Source organism: Bacillus sp. NMCN1 (assembly GCF_002998085.1).
Classification (GTDB): domain Bacteria; phylum Bacillota; class Bacilli; order Bacillales; family Bacillaceae; genus Bacillus.
In genome coordinates, this window is sequence record NZ_PVQL01000001.1 from 491,805 (window position 1) to 509,233 (window position 17,429).

14 protein-coding genes are annotated in these 17,429 nt (G+C 41.8%); 12 read left to right on the forward strand and 2 right to left on the reverse strand.

The window, feature by feature from the left end; all coding sequences use genetic code 11:
- The first annotated feature begins 126 nt into the window (after positions 1-126).
- A complete protein-coding gene (locus C6W21_RS02660) occupies positions 127-1,449 on the forward strand; it encodes a PhoH family protein (RefSeq protein WP_106049215.1) in 1,323 nt (440 codons plus the stop codon).
- 15 nt (positions 1,450-1,464) lie between these two features.
- Here the strand turns inward: C6W21_RS02660 and C6W21_RS02665 are convergent, their stop codons facing one another.
- A complete protein-coding gene (locus tag C6W21_RS02665) occupies positions 1,465-1,947 on the reverse strand; it encodes a hypothetical protein (RefSeq protein ID WP_106049216.1) in 483 nt (160 codons plus the stop codon).
- Positions 1,948-2,067: 120 nt separating this feature from the next.
- Between C6W21_RS02665 and glsA the strand changes: the two genes are divergently transcribed.
- The 5 genes from glsA to C6W21_RS02690 all read left to right on the forward strand — a co-directional run bounded on the left by glsA (position 2,068) and on the right by C6W21_RS02690 (position 9,882).
- Positions 2,068-2,997, forward strand: a complete 930-nt coding sequence (gene glsA, locus C6W21_RS02670; protein ID WP_106049217.1) for a glutaminase A — start codon at positions 2,068-2,070, stop codon at positions 2,995-2,997.
- Between the two features lie 122 nt (positions 2,998-3,119).
- Positions 3,120-3,401 (forward strand): Fpa/YlaN family protein, encoded by a 282-nt coding sequence (locus C6W21_RS02675; protein ID WP_003212509.1) that lies wholly within the window; start codon positions 3,120-3,122, stop codon positions 3,399-3,401.
- Between the two features lie 210 nt (positions 3,402-3,611).
- Positions 3,612-4,823 carry a putative lipid II flippase FtsW gene (gene ftsW / locus C6W21_RS02680; protein WP_106049218.1) on the forward strand — a complete coding sequence of 404 codons (1,212 nt, stop codon included), beginning with the start codon at positions 3,612-3,614 and terminating at the stop codon, positions 4,821-4,823.
- Between the two features lie 80 nt (positions 4,824-4,903).
- Entirely contained in the window at positions 4,904-8,350 is a 3,447-nt protein-coding gene (gene pyc / locus C6W21_RS02685; protein ID WP_106055895.1) for a pyruvate carboxylase, read from the forward strand.
- Positions 8,351-8,448: 98 nt separating this feature from the next.
- Positions 8,449-9,882: a cryptochrome/photolyase family protein gene (locus tag C6W21_RS02690; RefSeq protein WP_106049220.1), complete on the forward strand. Its 1,434-nt coding sequence runs from the start codon at positions 8,449-8,451 to the stop codon at positions 9,880-9,882.
- A gap of 40 nt (positions 9,883-9,922) precedes the next feature.
- Here the strand turns inward: C6W21_RS02690 and C6W21_RS02695 are convergent, their stop codons facing one another.
- Complete coding sequence (locus C6W21_RS02695; protein WP_106049221.1) at positions 9,923-10,846, reverse strand: COX15/CtaA family protein; 924 nt, start codon at positions 10,844-10,846, stop codon at positions 9,923-9,925.
- Positions 10,847-11,240: 394 nt separating this feature from the next.
- Here C6W21_RS02695 and cyoE point away from each other — a divergent pair, with 394 nt between their 5' ends.
- The 6 genes from cyoE to ctaG all read left to right on the forward strand — a co-directional run bounded on the left by cyoE (position 11,241) and on the right by ctaG (position 17,407).
- Positions 11,241-12,158 (forward strand): heme o synthase, encoded by a 918-nt coding sequence (cyoE, locus tag C6W21_RS02700; RefSeq protein ID WP_106049222.1) that lies wholly within the window; start codon positions 11,241-11,243, stop codon positions 12,156-12,158.
- Positions 12,159-12,437: 279 nt separating this feature from the next.
- Entirely contained in the window at positions 12,438-13,505 is a 1,068-nt protein-coding gene (gene coxB, locus C6W21_RS02705) for a cytochrome c oxidase subunit II (protein WP_106049223.1), read from the forward strand.
- A gap of 170 nt (positions 13,506-13,675) precedes the next feature.
- Positions 13,676-15,547: a cytochrome c oxidase subunit I gene (ctaD, locus tag C6W21_RS02710; protein WP_106036764.1), complete on the forward strand. Its 1,872-nt coding sequence runs from the start codon at positions 13,676-13,678 to the stop codon at positions 15,545-15,547.
- Positions 15,547-16,167 carry a cytochrome c oxidase subunit III gene (gene ctaE / locus C6W21_RS02715; protein ID WP_034662610.1) on the forward strand — a complete coding sequence of 207 codons (621 nt, stop codon included), beginning with the start codon at positions 15,547-15,549 and terminating at the stop codon, positions 16,165-16,167. Before ctaD ends, ctaE begins: the two co-directional genes overlap by 1 nt.
- 2 nt (positions 16,168-16,169) lie before the next feature.
- Entirely contained in the window at positions 16,170-16,499 is a 330-nt protein-coding gene (gene ctaF / locus C6W21_RS02720; RefSeq protein ID WP_003211520.1) for a cytochrome c oxidase subunit IVB, read from the forward strand.
- A 29-nt stretch (positions 16,500-16,528) separates the two neighbouring features.
- Positions 16,529-17,407: a cytochrome c oxidase assembly factor CtaG gene (gene ctaG / locus C6W21_RS02725; protein ID WP_106049224.1), complete on the forward strand. Its 879-nt coding sequence runs from the start codon at positions 16,529-16,531 to the stop codon at positions 17,405-17,407.
- The last annotated feature ends 22 nt before the right edge of the window (positions 17,408-17,429 follow it).

Here is a 17,429-nt window from a genome sequence, read left to right on the forward strand (position 1 = left end):
TCACAAACTGCATGATTTATTTTATTGTTGAATTAACCTTCTAACTTTATTCATGAAAACATATATTTTAACAATCGTTTTGGGAAAGACAAGGATGAATGAAACCCCGATCAGGAGGCGAAGGACCTGAGTAAAATTTATGTATTAGACACAAATGTGTTATTACAGGATCCGAATTCAATCTTTTCATTTGAAGACAACGAGGTCGTCATACCAGCCGTTGTGTTAGAAGAAGTAGACTCGAAAAAGAGATATATGGACGAGGTTGGGCAAAATGCCCGGCGCGTCTCACGCTTAATCGACGGTTTAAGATCGAAAGGGAAACTGCATGAAAAAATTATACTAGAATCAAAAGGGACGCTGCGCATTGAACTGAACCACCGCTCTTTTCATGAGCTTCAAGAAATTTTTATTGAAAAAACGAACGATAATCGGATTTTGGCAGTTGCGAAAAATTTGAGTTTAGAGGAAGAAACAAAGCCTCATGGCCGGCCTGTCATTTTGGTCAGCAAGGATGTGTTAGTGCGGGTAAAGGCGGATGCTATAGGGCTTCAAGCAGAAGATTTCTTAAGTGACCGTGTTCTGCAAAATGAAGACATCGATAATGGCTATCATGAGCTCTACATTCCGACTGAGCAATTGAATACATTTTATAAGCAAAATCACTTACCAATAAAAGAGGTCACAAGTGCACCATTTAACCCTCATCAATTTGTTATCATGAAGGGTAATGAAGGCGGTTCTGCTTTAGGAATGCTTGATCAAAAGGCAGAGCATGTGAAACGTCTCGTTTATGAACAAGAGCATATTTGGGGAATCCGTCCAAAAAATGTCCAGCAGACGATGGCACTCGAGCTGCTTTTGCGCCGTGATATTCCGCTCGTGACGCTGATCGGGAAAGCGGGGACTGGTAAAACATTGCTTGCACTTGCTGCCGGATTAATGCAGACAGAGGACCTCGGCATGTTTAAAAAATTGATTGTGGCGCGCTCAATCGTGCCAGTTGGGAAAGACTTAGGCTACTTGCCAGGAGAAAAGGAAGAAAAGCTTAGACCATGGATGCAGCCGATCTATGACAACCTAGAGTTTTTATTTAATACAAAAAAACCAGGTGAGCTTGATGCAATTTTGGCGGGGATTGGATCTATTCAAGTCGAAGCATTAACGTATATCCGGGGAAGAAGTATACCTGATCAATTTATCATCATTGATGAGGCGCAGAATTTAACAAAACACGAAGTGAAAACTTTATTAACGCGAGTAGGCGAGGGAAGTAAAATTGTGCTGATGGGGGATCCAGAGCAGATTGATCATCCTTATTTAGACAGCTTAAATAATGGGCTTACGTATTTGATCGAGCGATTCAAAGGGCAGCAAATATCTGGACATGTCAAGCTTGTCAAAGGAGAAAGGTCTGGACTTGCACAGCTTGCCGCTGATTTGCTATAGTCCAGACCCTCTGACTTATGTAATAATCAGCTCTTTGACACCTTTTATCGGCTGAGTGAGGTTGGACTGATCCGCGAAATAGACGTGGATGGGTCCTTCTTCTGTGATTGGCTTACCATTCTGGCTGAAATGAGCAATGCTCTCCATTGCCTGAGAAAGCGGCACAGCAACTGTATCTGTTTCTGTGACAAATTCGCATGTATCCGCATGTTCAAGCGGCTCAGCATTTTTTAGCATATCGCCAAGCTTCATTCCGAAGCTGCCTGTGACGAGTCTTTCCTTTTCGTACTTCTTCTCTGTTTTTAACGTGGGTGGAAGAGTTTGACCTTCTCTTATGACCCGCTCTTGGTCAAGCTCCTGATCTAGCGGATTCTCTTCATTTGCTGCACTTTTTTCAAAGAATGAATCCATTAAAAATTTGCGGTCATCAAAAATCCATACACTTGGATCAATGGTGATCTTGTACTGTACGTTCCCCTTGATTTGAATGATGCTCATGTTCAAGACAACCCCTTTCCAACATAAATTATAGAAGTTTTCTCCCGCTTTGTCACTTTCATAAACATGTGTCTCCTTGTACACACTAATCTTACATGAAAGATAGGGAGTGTATTGGATATGGCATGTCGCGACAATGAAGAGCTTCAGCGATTTGTGGAAGAAGCAAAAAAAGTGGCCAAAGATGGTAAAGTAGCATCCTATATTCCCGCTCTCGGCAAAGCGGATCAGACGAATTTATCTGTGGCTGTGTATCATGTGAGTAATACGTGCCACTCGGCTGGAGATGTAGATAAGCGCTTTACCCTTCAAAGCATTTCAAAAGTATTAGCACTGGCGCTCGTGCTCTCAGAAGAAGGGCCAAAAAAAGTCTTTCAATTTGTTGGACAAGAACCAACAGGTGACCCGTTTAATTCGATGATCAAACTGGAAACAGCGAGCCCGAATAAACCGCTGAATCCAATGATTAATGCCGGGGCGCTCGCAGTCACGAGTTTGATCAGAGGAGCGACTCCGCAAGATCAGCTAAGCCGTTTGCTTGGCTTCATTAGAGAGCTAGCAAATGACAGAAGCATTACATACTGCAAAGAAACAGCTGCATCCGAATTTGAAACATCGATGATTAACCGGGCAATGTGCTATTATATGAAGCAATATCATATTATTAGAGGGAACGTAGAAGAAGTCATGGACGTCTATACGAAACAATGTGCCATCATGATGAACAGCTTAGATTTGGCGAAAATTGCTTGTGTTTTTTCATTAGACGGCAGGCATCCGGAGACGGGGAAGCAGATTCTTTCGAAAGATGTCGCTAGAATTTGTAAAACCTTTATGGTGACGTGCGGCATGTATAATGCAAGCGGAGAATTTGCCATTAACATCGGAATTCCTGCAAAAAGCGGTGTTTCAGGCGGTATTATGGGGGCGGCACCATATGATTTTGGGATCGGCATCTTCGGTCCTGCTCTGGATGAAAAAGGGAATAGTATTGCTGGGATTAAGTTGCTTGAGCTGATGAGTGAAAAATACGAGATGAGTATCTTTTAATGAAGGAAGGCTTCTTTTTATTTTTACAAAGCGAACTGTACAAATCTGCTTGCAATTTTGGGCGTTTCGCTTTATGATAAATAGAAGAATTAGGTACTCGCCTGGGGAACGGAGGGATACTTTTGGCGTCAGAAATTTTAGTCGATCATCGGCAAAAAGCACTGGCTTTATTAAAATTGGATGCAGATAAAATTTTAAAATTGATCCAAGTGCAAATGGACAACTTAACGATGCCGCAATGTCCTCTTTATGAAGAGGTTTTAGATACTCAAATGTTCGGATTATCGAGAGAAATTGATTTTGCTGTCCGGCTTGGATTAGTTGATCAACATGAAGGTAAGAAACTACTCGATAAACTTGAGAGAGAGCTTTCCGCACTTCATGATGCGTTCACAAAAAAATAATGATTGAAAACTCAAACTTCCTCAACATAAGTTTGAGTTTTTTTGTCCTCTATTTTCTTTTCATTGATTGATGTCAAACGGACTTGATTCTTTCATGAATGACGAACAATATAAAAGAGGTAAAACGAGATCAAACGGAGAAAATGTAGTAGAATAAAAACAGCTAAGAGGATATCAAGCAGTAGAAACAGACGTTAGGAAGAGGATTATATGTTAAAGAGAATGCTAAAATCGTATGACTACTCATTATTGTTCGCCATTATCTTAATTAGCGCATTCGGATTGGTCATGGTGTATAGCTCAAGTATGATTACATCTGTGATTAGATACGATGCCGCGCCAGATAATTTTTTTAAGAAACAGCTTTTATTTATGATCGTTGGAGCGGTCATATTGCTTTTTACAGCACTAGTTCCATATCAGCTGTTTTCAAATAAGAAATTTCAGATCGGTATGCTGCTGCTATCAGTTTTTTCCCTCATCTATGTGTACTTTGGCGGTCATATTGCAGGGAACGCAAGAAGCTGGATCAAAGTAGGTCCATTCAGTCTTCAGCCAGCGGAATTTGTGAAAATTGTCGTCATTATCTATCTTGCTGCTGTGTATGCAAAAAAGCAGCATTATATTGATCATATTTTAAGAGGAGTCACACCTCCCATCGTGATTGTCTCGATCTTATGCGGATTTATCATTTTACAGCCAGACTATGGGACAGCCTTTATCATTGGCATGATTGCTCTTGCGATGATTTTATGCTCAGGTTTTAGCGGGAAAACACTTGCGAAGCTGCTGGCGCTATTTAGTGCTGTGATGGTCGTCGTGACCCCATTTATTATTCTTTTTTGGGATAAAATTTTCACGCAAAATCGTCTCGGGCGTTTTGAGGGTTTCCAAGATCCATTTAAAGATGCAGGAGCTACTGGACATCAATTGATTAATTCCTATTATGCCATTGGATCAGGCGGCTTTTTTGGACTGGGTCTAGGAGAAAGCGTTCAAAAGTACGGGTATCTTCCAGAGCCGCATACAGATTTTATCATGGCGATCATTTCAGAAGAGCTTGGCTTTTTCGGTGTATTTTTTGTTCTCGCTCTCCTTGGCTTCATCGTCGTGAAAGGTTTTTATATTGCAAGAAAGTGTGAAGATCCATTTGGAAGTTTGCTTGCAATAGGAATTTCCTCCATGATAGCGATCCAAACATGCATTAATTTAGGTGGTGTTTCAGGTCTGATTCCAATTACAGGGGTCACACTTCCGTTTATCAGCTACGGGGGATCGTCCATCATTTTACTTAGCGGCTGTATGGGAATAATGCTGAATATCAGCATGTTCACTGAATATAAAGAGCGTTACAAAAAGAAAAAATCAATGAGCAAGCCATCAGTTCAAAAAAATGGATTGCAGAAAACTTTGAATCTTTAGAAAACAAAAGTGTACAGTTTTCATTTCTTCCTTTATTATAGAGTACATATAAAATTTTAAGGGATATGGAGGAGTGAGAAATGTCACAGAGAACAATTCAAAAGGTTCTAGTTGCAAACAGAGGGGAAATCGCTATCAGAGTCTTCAGGGCCTGTACGGAGCTCAATTTACGTACAGTGGCCATTTATTCCAAAGAAGACACGGGCTCTTATCATCGCTATAAAGCAGATGAAGCATATCTAGTTGGAGAAGGGAAAAAACCGATTGATGCCTACCTTGATATCGAGGGGATCATCGAAATTGCAAAACGAAATGACGTGGATGCGATCCATCCAGGCTACGGATTTTTATCTGAAAATATTCATTTTGCAAGACGATGCGAAGAGGAAGGCATTCAATTTATCGGTCCAACTTCTCAGCATTTAGATATGTTTGGAGATAAAGTAAAGGCAAGAGATGAAGCGAAAAAAGCCGGAATTCCAGTCATTCCAGGAAGTGACGGACCAGTTGATTCGGTCAAGGAAGTCGAAAAATTCGGTGAAGAATACGGTTACCCGTTTATTATTAAAGCTTCACTAGGCGGCGGCGGCCGAGGTATGCGGATTGTCAGAACGAAAGAAGAGCTGAAGGAAGCCTATGACCGTGCGAAGTCAGAGGCAAAAGCTGCTTTTGGAAATGACGAAGTATACGTTGAAAAACTGATTGAAAATCCGAAACATATTGAAGTGCAGGTGATTGGTGACAATCACGGCAATATCATTCATTTATATGAGCGTGACTGTTCTGTTCAAAGGCGGCATCAAAAGGTCATTGAAGTGGCGCCAAGTGTGTCTCTTACAGACCAACTGCGTGAAGACATTTGCGAAGCGGCTGTTCAGCTGGCCCAGAATGTATCGTATATCAATGCAGGAACTGTAGAATTCCTTGTCGCAAATGGAGAGTTTTACTTTATTGAAGTCAATCCAAGGGTACAGGTAGAACACACGATCACTGAAATGATCACAGGTGTCGATATCGTCCAAACCCAAATTCTTGTCGCAAAGGGTCATGACCTTCACAGCAAGGAAGTCGGTATACCAAAGCAAGAAGATATTTTTACACATGGTTTTGCCATTCAATCAAGGGTCACAACAGAAGATCCTTTAAATGATTTTATGCCAGACACAGGGAAAATTATGGCCTACCGTTCAGGCGGGGGATTTGGTGTACGTCTTGATACAGGAAACAGCTTTCAAGGTGCAGTCATTACACCTTATTACGATTCACTATTGGTCAAGCTGTCCACATGGGCACTCACATTTGACCAAGCAGCTGCTAAAATGGTTCGAAATTTACAGGAATTCAGGATTCGCGGGATTAAAACAAACATTCCGTTTCTTGAAAACGTGGCAAAGCATGAGAAGTTTCTAAAAGGGGAATACGATACGTCGTTTATCGATTCAACGCCAGAGCTATTTAATTTCCCTAAGCAAAAAGACCGTGGAACGAAGATGCTTACTTATATTGGTAACGTGACCATTAATGGGTTCCCTGGTATTGCGGAGAAAAAGAAGCCTCATTTTGACAAGCCCGTTGTACCGAAGCTTCCTCTTCATCAAGAGCTTCCGTCTGGGACAAAACAATTGTTAGACACGCATGGACCTGAGGGCCTTGCCAATTGGGTGAAAGAACAAAATAGCGTCCTTTTAACAGATACAACCTTTAGGGATGCGCATCAGTCTCTGCTTGCGACACGCTTCAGAACACATGATTTAAAGAAAGTTGCCCAGCCAACAGCAGGTTTATGGCCAGAGCTGTTTAGTATGGAAATGTGGGGCGGCGCTACGTTTGATGTTGCGTACCGTTTCTTAAAAGAAGATCCTTGGGAACGATTAAAAGAGCTTCGCCAAGAAGTGCCAAACACGTTGTTCCAAATGCTTTTAAGATCATCAAACGCTGTTGGATATACAAACTATGCGGATAATGTGATTAAAGCATTTGTAAAGGAATCGGCCGAGGCAGGCATTGACGTGTTCCGTATTTTCGATAGCTTAAACTGGGTTAAAGGCATGACGCTTGCCATTGATTCTGTTCGTGAATCAGGCAAAGTGGCAGAGGCAGCCATTTGTTATACGGGGGACATTCTCGATCCATCTCGTCCGAAATATGATCTTGAGTATTATGTATCTCTTGCGAAAAAGCTTGAATCTGCCGGTGCGCATATTTTAGGTATTAAAGATATGGCGGGATTATTAAAGCCGCAGGCAGCTTATGAGTTAGTCTCTGCTTTAAAAGATGAGCTCACGATTCCTATCCATCTTCATACACATGATACGAGTGGAAATGGACTGTTCACCTATGCAAGGGCGATTGATGCAGGCGTTGATATTGTGGATGTGGCCGTCAGCTCTATGGCAGGACTCACATCGCAGCCAAGTGCAAGCTCACTGTACTATGCTTTAGATGGACATGAAAGAAAGCCAGACATGAACGTTCAATCTGTCGAACACCTTTCTCAATACTGGGATTCTGTCAGAAAATACTATCGTGAATTTGAAAGCGGCATGAACTCACCTCATACAGAAATTTATGAGCATGAAATGCCTGGCGGTCAGTATAGTAACTTGCAACAGCAGGCGAAAGGTGTCGGCCTTGGCGACCGCTGGAACGAAGTAAAAGAAATGTACAGACGTGTGAATGACATGTTTGGTGATATTGTGAAAGTGACACCTTCATCTAAAGTAGTTGGAGACATGGCACTTTATATGGTGCAAAATGATCTAACAGAGGAAGATGTCTATGAAAAAGGAGCAACATTAGACTTCCCGGATTCTGTTGTGGAATTATTTAAAGGTTATTTAGGCCAGCCGCATGGCGGATTCCCTGAAAAATTACAAAAGCTGATTTTAAAAGGAGAAGAACCGCTCACTGTCAGACCAGGTGAGAAGCTGAAGCCAGTGGACTTTGAAGCTATTAAGCAGCAGTTCAAAGAATCTCATGACCTGACGCTTACAGAGCAAGACGCGATTGCCTATGCCTTATATCCGAAAGTCTTTTCTGAATTTGTCCAAACAGCAGAAAGCTATGGAGACATCTCTGTTCTTGACACACCAACGTTCTTCTACGGGATGAGGCTTGGTGAAGAGATTGAGGTAGAAATCGAAAAAGGAAAAACGCTCATTGTCAAACTCGTATCAATTGGTGAACCGAATCCAAATGCCACAAGAGTTCTTTACTTTGAGTTAAATGGCCAGCCGCGTGAAGTGGTGATTAAGGATGAAAGCATCAAATCCTCCGTTCAAGAAAAAATGAAGGCGGATCGTTCAAATTTAAATCACATTGCCGCATCAATGCCAGGCACTGTCATCAAAGTGCTCGTGGAAAAAGGACAGAAAATCTCGCAAGGTGAGCATTTGATGATCAATGAAGCCATGAAAATGGAGACGACTGTACAAGCGCCATTCTCTGCGGTCGTAGACGAAATACATGTGACAAATGGAGAACCGATTCAAACCGGAGATCTGCTGATTGTCTTAAAGCCTGAATAATAAGTGAGACACATCCTTCGTGATGTGTCTTTTTTGAGCGCATTAGAATGTGCAGCAGCCTGCAAGAGTGATTACACTATAGAGTGAGGTGAAGAATGTTGGAAATTGTCGTGATTTGGTTTCGCCGAGATATGCGATTGGATGATCATATCGCCTTATCAAAAGCGATCACATATGCAAAAAAACACGAGTGCAAATTATTGGCTCTTTATCATCTAGATCCATTTTTTACTGAAATGGAACTGGATATAAACAACGAACATTTCTTTCAAAACTTGGCGCATTTCGTCAAGGAAGCGAGAGAATCTCAAATGTATGTTCACCTTCTCCATGATGATGTCCTGCGCGCCTTTCAGCAGGTCATGGATGCGTATGACATCAAAGCCGTCTTTTTTAATGAAGATGAAGTGGGTATCGGCCAAAGGCGTGATCAGCAAGTAACCGATTTTTTAGAAAAGAAGGGCATTCATGTGTCAACGTGGCAAGATACACATCTTCACGGGGCGCGAGATATTTTAAAAGCAGGTGGCTCACATTATCAAGTGTTTACCCCATACTATCAATCATGGCGGAAGCAAGAGAAGCAGCCTGTGATAAAAGTTGACAAATCATTTTTCAGCAGCGAGCATACGATTTGTGATGAGTCACTTTCGCAAAAAGGAAATGACAAACTGCGTGACATGATAAAGGGATGCTCAAGGAAGTTTGATCTAATCGGCTCAGACAAAGCGATGAACACGCTGCATCACTTTATCCAAAAAAGACTAACGCGTTACCATGAGAAACGAGATATTCCGTCTATTTTTGGAACGAGCAAGCTGTCGCGTTTTTTAAAAACAGGCACTATTTCGATCCGAACGATCTTTCATGCGATGTATGAAGAAGCACTATTTGAAGACGAGGGCAGAGAGACCTTTATCAAAGAGCTGGCGTGGCGCGATTTTTATCATATGATTTATGCGCATTATCCAGAGATGAAAGAAAAGGAAATCAATTCGGCGTTTCAAGGAATGAAATGGAATGAAGATGAGGCGCTGTTTGAAGCTTGGTGTAAAGGGGAAACAGGCTTTCCACTTGTTGATGCAGGGATGAGACAGTTAAATGAGGAAGGCTGGATGCATAACCGCTTGCGAATGGTCACAGCCTCATTTTTAACAAAGGATTATTTGATTGATTGGAGAAAGGGCGAAGCCTATTTTGCAAAAAAACTTGTAGATTATGATGAGGCGTCAAATATTGGGGGATTTCAGTGGGCTGCCTCTGTCGGGACAGATGCGGTGCCGTACTTCCGTATTTTCAACCCAATAACCCAGTCCAAGCGATTTGATCCGAGCGGTGAATATATTAGAAGATATGTATCAGAGCTAGAGCATGTCGATGAAAAATGGATACATGAACCAAGTAAAATGCCAATAGATGAACAACTGAAATCGGAATGTGTGCTAGGTGAAACATACCCGCTGCCGACGGTTGATCATCAGGAAAGACGCAAAAAAGCTATTTCGCTATTTGAAAAAGCAAAACAACAATAAAACAAATCCCCCATTCCGCATGAAAGGGGGATATAAATTCTTATTTGAATGGTTCTTTGCTTTCATATTTAAACCGGGCAATGAGTAAGCAGAAGTAACAGAGTACCCCAAACAAACCTGAAATAAAGAATGAATGAGCCAGCGCATAACCAAGTGCAAGCTGAGAATAAACAGACATCACACCTGAAATGGCTTGAAGTGTAATTAGAATAGCTGAAATAATCCATCCATAATACAGCTGCTTCTGTTCTTTATAATGTTTCATGGCATGGAACATCGCAACAAATATCCAGACGAATAAAAGAAGTGCTGCTGCTCGGTGAGACATTTGCACCCACTGATTAAAGTAAGCTGGAAGTGCTCCGTCTTTTGAACAAAACGGGAAAACAGAACAAGCAAGGCTTGACTTTGTATGCCTTACATAAGCACCCGTATACACCACGATATACGTATAGGTAATCAAACCATAAATATGGAACTGCATTTTTTTGCCGATATGAAGCGGCTTCACAAGCTTTGTTTCAGATCTGGTTGCCTCAAATACAAGAAGCGCAAGCAGTAACACTGAAGCAAAAGAAATGAGTGAAATACCGAAGTGCAGTGCCATCACAAGGGCGTTAGAACCAAACACGACGGCTAGAGCCCCTAAAAGCGCTTGAAGCAGTAAGAATATAATCGACATGATGACCAAAAATTTGGTTTCACGGAATACTGGACTAATCTTTTTCCAGCATAAGACCGCCAGTGCTAGTACAAGAATGGTGGAAACCCCTGTTGACATGCGGTGACTCCATTCGATGATGGAAGCAGGGTTCATTTCAGGGAAGAAACGACCGTGGCAAAGGGGCCACTGCCGGCCGCAGCCAAGACCCGAGCCGGTTTTCGTCACAAGCGCACCACCAATCAGAACGATCAGCATCACAAACGTTGTGATCACGCTCAATAACCTTAAAGCAAATTTCATCAAATTATTTCACCTTCTCTAAAAAACTTCTGATCTAAATGAAAAACCTCACATGCTCTCAAGTTTAAGCCAAATGCGTGTTCTGTTGCAATTCATAATGACCAAAGTTCACAAAAAAATGATATGTTAGTTCACAAAGTTTACAGATTTAGAGTGCTTGATCTTTCTTTGACAGTCTGATAGAAATAGAGGAGAGAATATTTCATTTTGCACCGCCTTCTGAAACACACATAAATCCTAATAAATTCACTAAAAGTTCACAAATAACTTCAAGATTGTCGTTTATTATTTAATAGGATGTTTTTTTACAGCTGTTTATCTTGTATGATAGAGTTGTAACGAATTTACGTTTCATTTGTTCGTTTGAAGGTTTGGGCAAGGGAGGTTATACACATTGGCAAATTCCAAAACAGCCGCGGAAGCAGCTATTCATGGACAAATAGAAGAAACAACAGCTTGGAAAGATTTTCTTGCTCTGATTAAAATGGGCATCGTCAATTCCAACTTCATTACAACATTTACTGGAATGTGGCTTGCTTTTTATTTTACAGGTATGAGTTTCCTTGGGAATCTTGATATTGTGCTGTTAACAATGATTGGTTCTTCTCTTATTATTGCCGGTTCATGCGCCATTAATAATGCGTTTGACCGTGATATTGATATATTAATGGAAAGAACAAAAACAAGACCGACGGTTACAGGTAAGATTCAGCCGGGGCAAGCGTATGCATTTGGTATTTTGCTTGTTGTACTTGGGCTCATCATGCTTCTGATGACAACCATAACATCAGCAGTGATTGGATTTATCGGAGTCTTTATTTATGCGGTTCTTTACACCATGTGGTCTAAACGTCATTACACCATCAATACAGTTATTGGAAGTGTATCTGGTGCGGTGCCGCCATTAATCGGCTGGACAGCCGTCACAGGTACAATCGACACAACGGCTTGGGTTTTGTTTATGATTATGTTCATTTGGCAAATCCCGCACTTCCTGTCACTTGCAATTAAAAAAACGGAAGATTACCGTAAGGCAGGTATTCCAATGCTGCCAGTCGTTTATGGCTTTGAAGTCACGAAACGCCAAATCATCATTTGGACAGCATGTCTTCTTCCACTTCCATTTTTCTTAGGTGGATTAGGATGGCCGATTGTCGCACTTGGTACATTGCTGAATATTGGATGGCTCGTTATTGGCCTTATGGGCTTTAAAATGAAAGACGTCATGAAGTGGTCAACGCTCATGTTCGTTTATTCATTAAACTACTTGACCATCTTTTTCGTCGCGATGATTATTATTACACTATTCTAGAGTAAAATACACTTTGATCACATCAAAACAATGGCTATATCTTATAACACAACATTTTCTAACAACTATGAAAGCCGCCTGATATTCAGTTCTATTTAGGCGGCTTTCTGTTTATACATAGATGGTATTTTGAGTAAAAACATCATTTTTTTATGAAAAGAGGAAATGTAAGTGCTTTTATAAGAGGCGGGGGTTATGGATGGGTGAAAAGTGATTTTATAAATAAGAGGTAAAAAGCGAAAGGCAAAGGAGATCAAGCAAAAGGGGTTGGGACAAATTATGATAAGAAAATGGCGTGTTTATTCACTGTTTCTCTTACTGACGCTCGTTTTGGCGGGCTGTGGTGAACCATACTTATCAACGCTCAAACCAGTTGGGGAAGTAGCAGATAAACAGTTTTTCCTAACGGTACTGAGTACACTCATTATGGTTCTTGTCGTCATTGTTGTATCGATCATTTTCTTTTACGTCATCATTAAATTCAAACGTTCTAAAGTGGGAGAAGATACGATTCCAAAGCAGGTGGAAGGGAACCGTAACCTAGAAATTACGTGGACAGCGATTCCGATTCTTCTCCTCATTATTCTCGTTGTGCCTGTTGTGGCATACACGCTTGAGCTTGGGGATACAAGCGCTATGGATAAGAAAAAACGAGATCCTGAAAAGACACTTGTCGTCAATGTCAGAGCCAGTTTATATTGGTGGGAATTCGAATACCCTGATTATGGGATTGTCACAAGTCAGGAATTGATTGTACCGACAGATCAAAAGGTGTACTTTAAGCTGAAAGCATCCGATGTGAAACACTCTTTCTGGGTTCCATCGGCTGGCGGTAAAATTGATACAAACACAGAAAATGAAAACAAGTTTTATTTAACCTTTGATTCAAAACGAACGAAAGATGCTGGAGAATATTTTTACGGGAAATGTGCTGAGCTTTGCGGTCCCTCGCATGCTTTAATGGACTTTAAAGTTAAAACGCTTTCTCAAGATGAGTTTTTAGGATGGACGAAAAAAATGGCTGATTACAAGAAGCCTACATCCACAAAAGATCTCGCCCTAGAAGGTGAAAAATTATTTAAAGAGAAAAACTGCTTGAGCTGTCACGCAGTAGAGCCTGGGGACGAACGGCCGGAAGCGGCAAGGACAGCACCAAACCTTGCGACCTTCGGAGAGCGAACGAAAGTAGCTGGAATCAAAGACATGAACAAAGAAAATGTGAAAGCATGGCTGAAAGATCCAGAGAGCTTTAAACCAGGGAATAAAATGACAGGGACGTACCCTAAATTAAATGACTCAGAAGCAGATGCACTTTATGAGTATTTAAAAGGACTTAAAATCGAGTAATTTCTAATGCAAATGTGCAATAAGGTAAGTGATCGATGTGAAGTTTTTGTTAAGAGCTCCCGAATATGTCTCTACAACCGAGAAGTAGCCATCTGTCAGACACAGTCTGTGTAAAGTTAAGATAGACATCTATATGAAAAGGGGCAAATGGGAGATAAGAGGGGGATTTCATGGTGAGTACAATAGCTAAAAAGCGGGGGTTTGGCGCTGTCTTATGGGATTACTTGACGACGGTTGACCACAAAAAAATTGCCGTACTATATTTAGTGGCAGGGGGATTTTTCTTTTTAATTGGCGGCCTGGAAGCGATGATTATCCGTATTCAGCTAGCCATCCCTGAAAATGATTTTGTCAGTGCAGGATTTTACAATGAAGTCATGACGATGCATGGAACAACGATGATTTTCCTTGCCGCAATGCCGCTTTTATTTGCATTAATGAATGCGGTTGTACCCATTCAAATTGGTGCACGTGACGTAGCGTTTCCGTTTGTGAATTCACTTGGTTTTTGGCTGTTCTTTTTCGGAGGAATTTTCTTAAACCTTGGATGGTTTATGGGAGGATCTCCTGATGCAGGCTGGACTGCATACGCTTCGCTCACGCTGAATTCAGAAGGGCATGGCATGGATTTCTATATTTTAGGTTTGCAGATAGCGGGTATTGGTACGCTGATTGCTGGGATCAACTTTCTTGCAACGATTATTAATATGAGAACGCCTGGTATGACGTATATGAGAATGCCGCTCTTTACTTGGACGACATTTGTCGCCTCAGCACTGATTTTATTCGCATTCCCGCCGCTTACAGCAGGGCTTGCGATGCTGATGCTTGATAGAATGTTTGATACGAGCTTTTTCAATCCAGAGCTCGGTGGAAATACAATCATCTGGGAGCATTTGTTCTGGATTTTCGGACACCCAGAAGTATATATTTTAATCCTGCCAGCATTCGGAATATTCTCTGAAATCATTCCAGTGTTTGCGAGGAAAAGGTTGTTTGGCTATTCGTCCATGGTGTTCGCTACTGTATTAATTGGTTTCCTTGGATTCATGGTGTGGGCGCATCACATGTTCACAACAGGACTTGGTCCGATTGCCAATGCGATCTTTGCTGTAGCCACGATGGCGATTGCGGTGCCTACAGGAATTAAAGTATTCAACTGGCTGCTCACCATATGGGGTGGTAATGTGAAGTTTACAACGCCGATGCTGTATTCCGTTGCCTTCATTCCGTCGTTTTTACTTGGCGGGGTAACCGGAGTCATGCTTGCAGCAGCTGCAGCAGATTATCAGTTCCATGATACGTACTTTGTCGTGGCGCATTTCCACTACGTCATTATCGGCGGGGTCGTATTCGGTATTTTAGCAGGTGTGCATTACTGGTGGCCGAAGATGTTTGGAAAAATACTAAATGAGAAGCTTGGGAAAATTGGCTTTGTGCTGTTTTTCATCGGTTTCCATTTAACCTTCTTCATCCAGCATTTTCTCGGTCTTTGGGGCATGCCGCGCCGAGTCTTTACATTCCTGCCAGGTCAGGGGCTAGACCTTGGGAACTTGATCAGTACGATTGGGGCACTGTTTATGTTTGTAGCTGTTGTCATCATGCTGATTAACATCATCTGGACTACAGCAAAAGGGGAGCGTGTATCGGGCGATCCTTGGGGAGACGGAAGAACGCTTGAATGGGCAGTGTCTTCACCTCCGCCAGAATATAACTTTAAACAGCTTCCGCTTGTCAGAGGACTAGATCCATTATGGATTGAAAAAATGGATGGTAAAACAGGAATGACAGCATCTGAACCGCTCGATGATATTCACATGCCGAATAATTCCATCTTACCTGTCATTATCTCATTCGGTCTATTTGTGTCAGCATTTGGCTTCATGTATCGTCAAGAGCACAGCTGGGGACTTCCAGTGATTTTCATTGGTCTTGGCATTACCTTTGCGACCATGCTGGTTCGCTCTCTTAAAGATGATCATGGGTACCATATTCACAAAGAAGATTTGACCGATGACGATGATAAAGGGGTGAAAGCATAATGGAACCACAAAAAATGACAGCAGAAACCTTTCCGGCTTCTCCTGAGAAAGCTACGTTAGAAGGAAAGAATAAGTTCGTCGGGTTCTGGTTGTTTCTTGGGGGAGAAACCGTTCTGTTTGCATCGCTCTTTGCCACGTATTTGGCGCTGAAAAACTCTAATGCAGGCGGAGCAAAAACAACTGATATGTTTGATCTCACACTTGTCTTTATTGCCACGATGCTTCTTTTGACGAGCAGTTTAACGAGTGTGTATGCAATGTATCATATGAAAAACTTTGCCTTTAAAAAGATGCAGCTTTGGCTTGGCGTGACTGTGCTATTAGGTGCTTCATTTCTAGGGGTTGAGATTTATGAGTTCTATCATTATGTGCATGCGTATGAATTTACAATTACCAGCTCAGCTCTTGGTTCTTCCTTCTATACACTTGTAGGAACTCACGGGGCTCACGTCGCCTTCGGACTTTGCTGGATTACCGCTCTTATGATTCGAAATATGAGACGCGGACTCGATTTATACAATGCGCCGAAATATTATGTGGCAAGTCTGTATTGGCACTTCATTGATGTTGTGTGGGTCTTCATCTTTACCGTTGTATATTTAATGGGAATGGTGGGATAAGAATGGGAAATAAAAACACAAATCAGTCTAAAGTCGATCTTGTATACCGTAAAAAGAAAAATGCCGAAGAAATGAAGCATCAGCTCATTTCTTTCGGCTTGATGATTGGATTAACCTTTGTTGCTTTTTTAACAATCGCTTCTGAAGACGTTGGGAACTGGTTCGCAGTACCATTTATTTTACTGCTTGCAGTCATTCAGGTCGCTTTTCAGCTTTATTATTTTATGCACATGAACCAAAAAGGGCATGAAACACCCGCATTGTTTCTTTACTCAGGTGTGTTTGTCGCGTTTATTACCGTATTAGCCTTTTTGACCATTATTTGGTGGTAAGCCCGCTTTTCCTTGAAGGAGGCGCAGCAATGGAGAACTTAGAAATATTCGGATTTCGGGCATTATGGAGCCCTTACTATTTGACTAGTGTTGTCATAGCAGCTGCTCTTTATCTGCTTCTTGTGACAAAGGGGAAGCATCGTGCGACGGTGAAAGAGAAAACGTTGTTTCTGACGGGGCTTGTTCTGTTATACGCCGTAAAAGGAAGCCCAATTGATTTAATGGGGCATATTATGTTTAGTGCACATATGGCGCAAATGGCGGTGCTCTATTTAGTCATTCCGCCTCTCCTTATTACAGGATTACCTGCGGCCATTTGGGAGCGGATCATACAAACGCCAGGCATTCAGCAGATTTTTCGTTTGTTTTCCAAGCCTTTAATTGCATTGCTTGGGTTTAACGGCTTGTTTTCGATGTATCACATTCCGCTTGTGTTTGATTTTGTGAAAACAGATCCGTTTTATCATGCGTTGATGACGGTGGTCATTTTTATCGCTGCCTTTTTCATGTGGTGGCCGCTCGTTCATAAAGTCCAAAGTCAGCCGCAGATTACAGGCATTTTAAAGCTTGGTTATATCATGGCAGATGGGATATTGATGACTCCTGCGTGTGCTCTCATCATGTTTAGTGAGGCACCGATCTATGCAACCTATTCTGATGCTGGCGCTTGGATACAGGCACTGCATCTATGCGTGCCAAGTGATATGCTGGCAGGTCTTGCGCTCACAGGTCCTGAAATGTTCCATACCTTGCCGCTGCTAGAGGACCAGCAGCTAGGCGCGATTTTGATGAAAATTATTCAAGAGATTGTGTACGGCTCGATCCTTGCTGTTGTGTTCTTTGACTGGGCAAGAAAAGAAAGAGCGAAAGATGCCGTACCAGATGCGCTGATTCCGAAATATGAATGAAAAAAGCACAGCCGTATGGCTG

Bases quoted from the DNA above. Each gene is read 5' to 3' on its own strand.
- pyc (WP_106055895.1), top strand. From the start codon at position 4,904: ATGTCACAGAGAACAATTCAAAAGGTTCTAGTTGCAAACAGAGGGGAA.
- coxB (WP_106049223.1), top strand. From the start codon at position 12,438: ATGATAAGAAAATGGCGTGTTTATTCACTGTTTCTCTTACTGACGCTC.
- ftsW (WP_106049218.1), top strand. From the start codon at position 3,612: ATGTTAAAGAGAATGCTAAAATCGTATGACTACTCATTATTGTTCGCC.
- C6W21_RS02665 (WP_106049216.1), bottom strand. From the start codon at position 1,947: ATGAGCATCATTCAAATCAAGGGGAACGTACAGTACAAGATCACCATT.
- ctaE (WP_034662610.1), top strand. From the start codon at position 15,547: ATGGAACCACAAAAAATGACAGCAGAAACCTTTCCGGCTTCTCCTGAG.
- ctaG (WP_106049224.1), top strand. From the start codon at position 16,529: ATGGAGAACTTAGAAATATTCGGATTTCGGGCATTATGGAGCCCTTAC.
- C6W21_RS02695 (WP_106049221.1), bottom strand. From the start codon at position 10,846: ATGAAATTTGCTTTAAGGTTATTGAGCGTGATCACAACGTTTGTGATG.
- ctaD (WP_106036764.1), top strand. From the start codon at position 13,676: ATGGTGAGTACAATAGCTAAAAAGCGGGGGTTTGGCGCTGTCTTATGG.
- ctaF (WP_003211520.1), top strand. From the start codon at position 16,170: ATGGGAAATAAAAACACAAATCAGTCTAAAGTCGATCTTGTATACCGT.
- glsA (WP_106049217.1), top strand. From the start codon at position 2,068: ATGGCATGTCGCGACAATGAAGAGCTTCAGCGATTTGTGGAAGAAGCA.